This is a genomic window from Marinobacter alkalisoli, assembly GCF_045449855.1.
In the GTDB taxonomy this organism is placed as follows: Bacteria; Pseudomonadota; Gammaproteobacteria; order Pseudomonadales; family Oleiphilaceae; genus Marinobacter.
The window spans coordinates 64,976-71,645 of the sequence record NZ_JBJJLC010000017.1 but is presented as its reverse complement, the minus strand read 5'-3'; the positions used below and the strand labels follow the sequence as shown (position 1 = coordinate 71,645).

Below are 6,670 nucleotides of genomic sequence, written 5' to 3'. Positions count from 1 at the left end.
CCCTGCAGAAAAGCGACCCCCACCCCGAAACCGGCAGGCCTGTATGCCGGCCTTCTATGCTTGTCGGATTACGCTTTGCTAATCCGACCTACTGGAACTTCACCGTAGGTCGGATTAGAGGCAACGCCTCGTAATCCGACACAGCACCCACAAAATCAGGAGCTCAGCGGTTCCAGATAATCCACCAACAACTGCAGGTTGGTTCTTCCCCTGAACGTATTGGCATCCGGCTTGTAAACCACCCTCGCCCCGGTTTTGGTGTAGTCGGGCACTTCCGGCCCGGTGTTAAACGCAATACCGTCGACAATGCCGCTACCATCAGCGGGCTGCAACACCAGTTTCAGGTGGTTTTCGCCGACGATGCGCTGGCTGACCACGCGGAATTCGCCATCGAACAGCGGCTCGGGAAAGTGCTGCCCCCAGGGACCGGCTCTCTTGAGCAGAGTGGCAGTGTCCAGGCACAGTTCCTGACTGTTCAGCGGGCCGTCGGTGACGATGGCGGCTTCCAGATCCTCCGGCGTGAGGGTATCGCGCACGGCTTTGTCGAACGCCTCGCAGAAGGTGTCCAGGTCTTCCCTGGCCAGGGTCATGCCGGCGGCCATGGCGTGGCCGCCGTATTTTTTCATCAGGCCGGGATTGCGCGAGTCCACTACCGCCAGGGCGTCGCGGATGTGCAGGCCGGGGATGGAGCGGGCGGAGCCTTTGACGTCTTCGCCGTTGTCGTCTGCGGCAAACGCTATTGTCGGACGGTTGGTTTGCTCGCGGATTCGCGCGGCGAGAATACCGATGACGCCCTGATGCCACTCCGGGTCATACAACGCCAGCCCCCAGGGCAATCCTTCCAGATCCAGGGACATGGACGCCAGCAGGTCCTGGGCCTGGGCTTTCATGTCTTTTTCGATGGTGCGGCGTTCGCGGTTGAAGGTGTCCAGCTCCCTGGCCAGCCTCTGGGCCTCGTCCGGGCTGTCTGCCAGCAGGCAGGCGATGCCGATGCTCATGTCATCGAGCCGGCCGGCGGCGTTGAGGCGGGGACCGACCACGAAGCCAAGGTCGGTGGAACTGATAGCGGTGTGATCACGGCCTGCCACTTCCAGCAGCGCCAGAATACCCGGGCGGGCCTCGCCCTGACGTATCCGGCGCAGGCCCTGCTCTACGAATATCCGGTTGTTGTGGTCCAGTGGCACAACATCAGCCACGGTGCCCAGCGCCACCAGATCCAGCAGGGTACCAAGATTGGGCTGCGGCTCGGGCAGTCTGCCCTGCTCCCGCAGGTGTTTGCGCAACGCCGTCAGTACGTAAAACATCACGCCCACACCGGCGGCATTCTTGCTGAGGAACGGGCAACCCGGCTGATTGGGATTCACGATGGCGTCGGCATCTGGCAACGTCTCGCCGGCCAGGTGATGGTCGGTGATGACCACCCGGATGCCCAGTTCTTTTGCCGCCCTGACACCCTCAACGGCGGAAATACCATTATCCACCGTGACCATCAGGTCCGGTAGCTCGCCCTCATCCTTCAGGCGATGAATGATGCCCGGGGTCAGGCCATAGCCGTCAGCAAACCGACTGGGCACCCGGAAGTCGACGCTATTCAGGCCAAGCATGGAAAGTCCGAGCATGCCGACGGCGGTGCTGGTGGCACCATCGGCATCAAAATCCCCCAGAATCATCACCCGCTGTTGGCCGGTGATCGCTTCAGACAACAGCTCCACCGCCCGATCAATACCGCGCAGCTCCAGCGGCGAGGCCAGGTGCTTCAGGGTATAAGTCAGCTGTTCATCGGAGGTGACGCCGCGTGCGGCGTACAAACGGCGAAGCAAGGAGGGCAGGTTTTGACCCCAGCCCGGAAGGGTGTCGGGCTGGGGACGACGCAGGATCTTTTTGGGTGTCATACCAGGTCAGGTATTCTTCCAGTGTTTGGCGATGAATTCCTGAACACCCGCGATGTTGTTATCCAGCACCGTGTAGCGCTCTTCCCGCTCGAACAGGTCCGCCATGTGCGCCGGCAGTTCGGGCTTGACGGTCAGGCCGGATTCCGCGATGGCATCCGGGAACTTGGCCGGGTGGGCCGTACCCAGGGTCACCATCGGCACGGCCTTGTCACGGCGACAGTTACGGGCGGCACGCACACCGATAGCGGTGTGGGGATCCAGCAGGTATTCGTTCTGCTCATAGACTTCGCGAATGGTATCGCAGGTGGTCTTGTCATCCACCGCGTCGCTATCAAACAACTTGCGAGCATGCTTCCAACGGTATTCCTCAATACTGACCGGCCCCTTGGCGGCATTCTCCAGAAGCAGCTTGACCGCTGCGCCGTCACGGCCGTGCAGATCGAACAGCAGGCGCTCGAAATTGCTGGATACCATGATATCCATGCTCGGCGACAGGGTATGCTCCAGCTGGTGCTGCTCGTACTTGTTGCCGCTCATGAAGCGATGAAGAATGTCGTTGCGGTTGGTGGCGATCACCAGCTGGGAGATCGGCAGGCCCATTTTCTTCGCCAGGTAACCGGCGAAAATGTCACCGAAATTACCGGTAGGCACCGAGAACGCCATGCTGCGATCCGGACCGCCCAGTGCCAGCGACGCCTGGAAGTAATAGACGATCTGGGCCATGATCCGTGCCCAGTTGATGGAGTTCACCGCAGCCAACTGGGTCTTGCCACCCAGGAACGACTGGTTGCCGAAGCTCTCCTTCACCATACGCTGGCAGTCATCAAAGTTGCCGCGCACCGCAATGTTGTGGATATTGTCGCCCTTGACCGTAGTCATCTGGCGACGCTGCACCTCGGACACCCGTTCGTGCGGATGCAGGATGAAGATATCCACGTGCTCGCAACGACGGCAGCCTTCAATCGCCGCGGAACCGGTATCACCGGAGGTCGCCCCCATGATGACCACGTGCTGCTTGCGTTTCTCCAGCACGTAATCCAGCAGGCGGCCCAGCAGCTGCAGGGCGAAATCCTTGAACGCCAGGGTCGGACCGCGGAACAGCTCCAACACCCATTCATTGGTGTCGAGTTGAACCAGCGGGGCAACCGACTGATGGGCAAACACGCTATAGGTCTCGTCCAGCATCTTGCGGAAATCATCAGCCGGAATGGCGTCGTCCACGAACGGGTACATGACGTTGAACGCCAGCTCGCTGTAGGACAGGCCGCGCCAGCTGCGAATTTCTTCCACGCTGAAGTGCGGCAGGGACTCGGGCACATACAGGCCACCATCGGTGGCCAGCCCGGTCAGCAGAACGTCTTCAAAACCCAGAGCGGGAGCTTCCCCCCGTGTGCTGATGTATCTCACGTGCGTACCTGTCAGTTAAAGTTTTCAGCGCGGATGCGAACAACCTGACCATCAATATCCGTCAGGGCTTCCAGCTCTTCAATGGCGCGGTTTACCTGGCGCTCCTGGACCGTGTGGGTCAGGATGATCACCGGAATGCGACCATCTTTCAGCTCCGACTCCTTCTGCATGATCGACTCTATGTTGATGCCATGCTCGCTGAGAATCGAGGCCACCTTGGCCAGTACACCGGGATGGTCCATGGCGGTGATGCGCAGATAGTACGCCGACTGAATGTCTTCCATCGGCAAGACATCGAGATCTTCCAGCGCGGACGGATCAAAGCCAAGGTATGGCACCCGCTGGGAGCTTCCGGCCGCGACCGTGCGAGCCACGTCCACGATATCAGCGATCACTGCTGAGGCTGTCGCCTCGTCGCCGGCTCCCGGACCGTAATACATGGTCTGACCAACGGCATCGCCGTCGACCAGTACCGCGTTGAGAACACCATCGACCTGGGCAATCAGGTGGCTTCGCGGCACCAGGGTCGGATGCACACGCAGCTCGATACCGTCATCACGGCGACGGGCAATGCCAAGGTGCTTGATGCGATAACCCAGCAACTCCGCATGGGCAATGTCGTAAGGCGTGATCTGCGAGATGCCCTCGGTGTAGGCTTTTTCGAATTGCAGCGGCACACCAAAACCGGCCGAAGCCAGGATGGTCAGCTTATGTGCGGCATCAATACCTTCCACGTCAAACGTGGGATCGGCTTCGGCGTAACCCAGGTCCTGGGCCTCCTTGAGCACTTCCGCGAATTCGCGGCCTGCGCGCATCTCGGTAAGAATGTAGTTGCCTGTACCGTTGATGATGCCTGCAATCCAGTCGATGCGGTTGGCAGCCATGCCCTCGCGAACCGATTTGATCACCGGAATGCCACCGGCCACGCCGGCCTCGTAGGCAACGATAACGCCGGCTTTTTCTGCCGCCTCAAAGATCTCGTTACCGTGGACAGCGATCAGGGCCTTGTTGGCCGTCACCACATGCTTGCCATTCCTGATGGCAGCCAGCACCAGTTCCCGGGCAGCGTCATATCCACCAATCAGTTCCACCACAACATCAATATCGGGGTCGTTGATGACGTCGAAAATGTCGGTGCTGAACGGAATACCGCCCATATCAATATCTTCCCGGGGGGTACGGCTAGCCACCCGGCCAATCCGGATATTGCAGCCGGCACGGCCCGTAATGAGTTTGGCGTTTCGGGTCAGTACGTTAAATGTACCGCCGCCGACGGTTCCCAATCCGCAGATTCCGACACTGACGTCTTTCAAACTTTCACCTCTGATCCCGCTTGGGGGTGCTGATGGGTTTTCTTGGGGTTATCTCAAGAGGGCATAGTATACCGATTAAGGGCACACTGAATAAGCCCTGCGTCACTGCTCGGGCTTATTCAGTCGGAGGCGCCGGCGGGGACCCGGCATCCGCAGGGTTACAGCAGGCCAAGCCCTTCGGCCAGTTTCTGCGCGGGGACGTATCCACGCACCATGTTGCCATCCTCCAGCACAATAGCCGGCGTGCCGGTGACACCAACTTCTCCGCCCAGGTTGAACTGATCCCTGACAGGATTCTCGCAGGAATGCGTGTCGACCTGTTTGCCGGCTTTGGCCATGTCCATGGCGGCCTGCTGATCTTCACTGCACCATACCGAAACGTATTTGTTGAACGACCGGGTATTCGGCCCCGAACGGGGGAACCCATAATAGTGCACGGTAATACCGTATTCGTTGAGCTGGGCCATCTCATCATGCAACTTGCGGCAATAAGGGCAATCGATATCGGTAAACACGGCAATCTCAGCCTTCTCTTCACCGTCGGCACGATAACTGATCACTCCCCTGGCACCAAACGCTTCCATCTGCTGCTTGCGGACAATGGCCCGGTTTCTTTCCGACACATTGGCAATGCCCTTATCGGTTACCTGAAGCAGATCACCCGTGAGCAGGTAACCGCCGTCCTCGGTGGTATAAATAGTATCGCCATTATTGCTGTACACCTCATAAAGGCCCGGAGCTTCAGACTCTCGAACCTCACTCACCTTCAGCCCCGGAATGGCCTTGGTCAGCCGTTCGGAAATCCGGTCCTCCACCTCGCCGGCCATCGCCGTGTGCACGCCGAGCAACCCCGCCATCATCAGGGCGACCGCCAGGGAGGATGTAAACAGTTTTCTGGCAAACATAATGTCTTCCGCTTTCAGTTGTGGTTCACACCCGGCGCTTCCCCGGGTCGGCTTCAGTTAATCTACTGCGACACCCTGACGGCGTGAAAGTTCAGGCCTGGCTCCAAGGTTATCAAAGTTACCGGAAAGAACGCTCCTCAGCCACGCGGGTGATGAGCCTGATGCAGGGACTGCAGGCGCTGACGAGCCACGTGGGTATAGATCTGCGTGGTCGAGAGATCGGAGTGCCCCAGCAGCATCTGAACCACTCGCAGGTCTGCACCGTGGTTCAGCAGGTGCGTCGCAAAGGCGTGTCTCAGCGTGTGTGGAGACAGGTGCTTGTTAATGCCGGCACGAATGGCGTAATGGCGGATGCGGTACCAGAAGGTTTGCCGTGTCATGGCCACTGGCCGGTTACCCGGAAACAGGGCATCCGAGGATCGTCCTTTCAACAGCTCCGCGCGCCCCTCTTTCATGTAGCGCAACAGCCAGTCCACCGCCTCTTCACCTAGCGGCACCAGACGCTCCTTGTTACCCTTGCCGGTGATCCGCACCACGCCCTGACGCAGGTTGACCTGATCCACCCGCAGCTCCGTCAACTCCGACACACGCAACCCACACCCATAAAGGATTTCCATCATCGCCTTGTCACGCAATTCTATGGGGACTTCCGGATCCGGCTCGTCCAGCAGGGCGTCAACATCCTGCTCCGACAAAGAATCCGGAAGCCTGCGTGGCAGACGCGGGCTGTCAATCTGCAACGTCGGATCTTCATTGATAACACCCTCGCGCAGCAAGTACCGGTAGAAGCGCCGCAACCCCGACAACCTGCGCGCCGCGGTGGAGGTCTTGGCGCCTTCCGCCAACCCCCGGGAAATCCACGCCAGAAGATCCGTGCGCTGCACCGCCACCAGAAGCGGCCGCCCTGGCTGATCCACCAGCCAGGCTGCCAGGCGCTCCAGGTCATTACGGTAGGCCATCCGGGTTTTTTCGCCCAGACCATCCTCCAGCCAGACGGCATCGGTGAATCGGACAATCAGCGCCTCATCATCGGGCCGAAGCTCCTTACGGGATCTGCGTTGAGACACCATGCTTACTTCCCGGACCAATGAGTAAAACCCTGTTTATAACAGCCAGACACGAAAAAGGCAGCCCGTGGCTGCCTTTTTCTGAA

General features: G+C 59.5%; 5 protein-coding genes. All 5 read right to left on the bottom strand.

Annotation, left to right across the window (positions count from 1 at the left end; genetic code table 11):
• Positions 1 to 155 precede the first annotated feature (155 nt).
• A complete protein-coding gene (gene recJ, locus ACJO5Y_RS09035; protein ID WP_406986387.1) occupies positions 156 to 1,892 on the bottom strand; it encodes a single-stranded-DNA-specific exonuclease RecJ in 1,737 nt (578 codons plus the stop codon).
• A gap of 6 nt (positions 1,893 to 1,898) precedes the next feature.
• Positions 1,899 to 3,299, bottom strand: coding sequence for a threonine synthase (thrC, locus tag ACJO5Y_RS09030; RefSeq protein ID WP_406986385.1), 1,401 nt, complete (start codon positions 3,297 to 3,299; stop codon positions 1,899 to 1,901).
• Positions 3,300 to 3,310: 11 nt separating this feature from the next.
• Entirely contained in the window at positions 3,311 to 4,612 is a 1,302-nt protein-coding gene (locus ACJO5Y_RS09025; RefSeq protein ID WP_406986383.1) for a homoserine dehydrogenase, read from the bottom strand.
• A 158-nt stretch (positions 4,613 to 4,770) separates the two neighbouring features.
• A complete protein-coding gene (locus tag ACJO5Y_RS09020) occupies positions 4,771 to 5,517 on the bottom strand; it encodes a thioredoxin fold domain-containing protein (protein ID WP_406986380.1) in 747 nt (248 codons plus the stop codon).
• 137 nt (positions 5,518 to 5,654) lie between these two features.
• A complete protein-coding gene (gene xerD, locus ACJO5Y_RS09015; RefSeq protein WP_406986378.1) occupies positions 5,655 to 6,587 on the bottom strand; it encodes a site-specific tyrosine recombinase XerD in 933 nt (310 codons plus the stop codon).
• Positions 6,588 to 6,670: the final 83 nt, after the last annotated feature.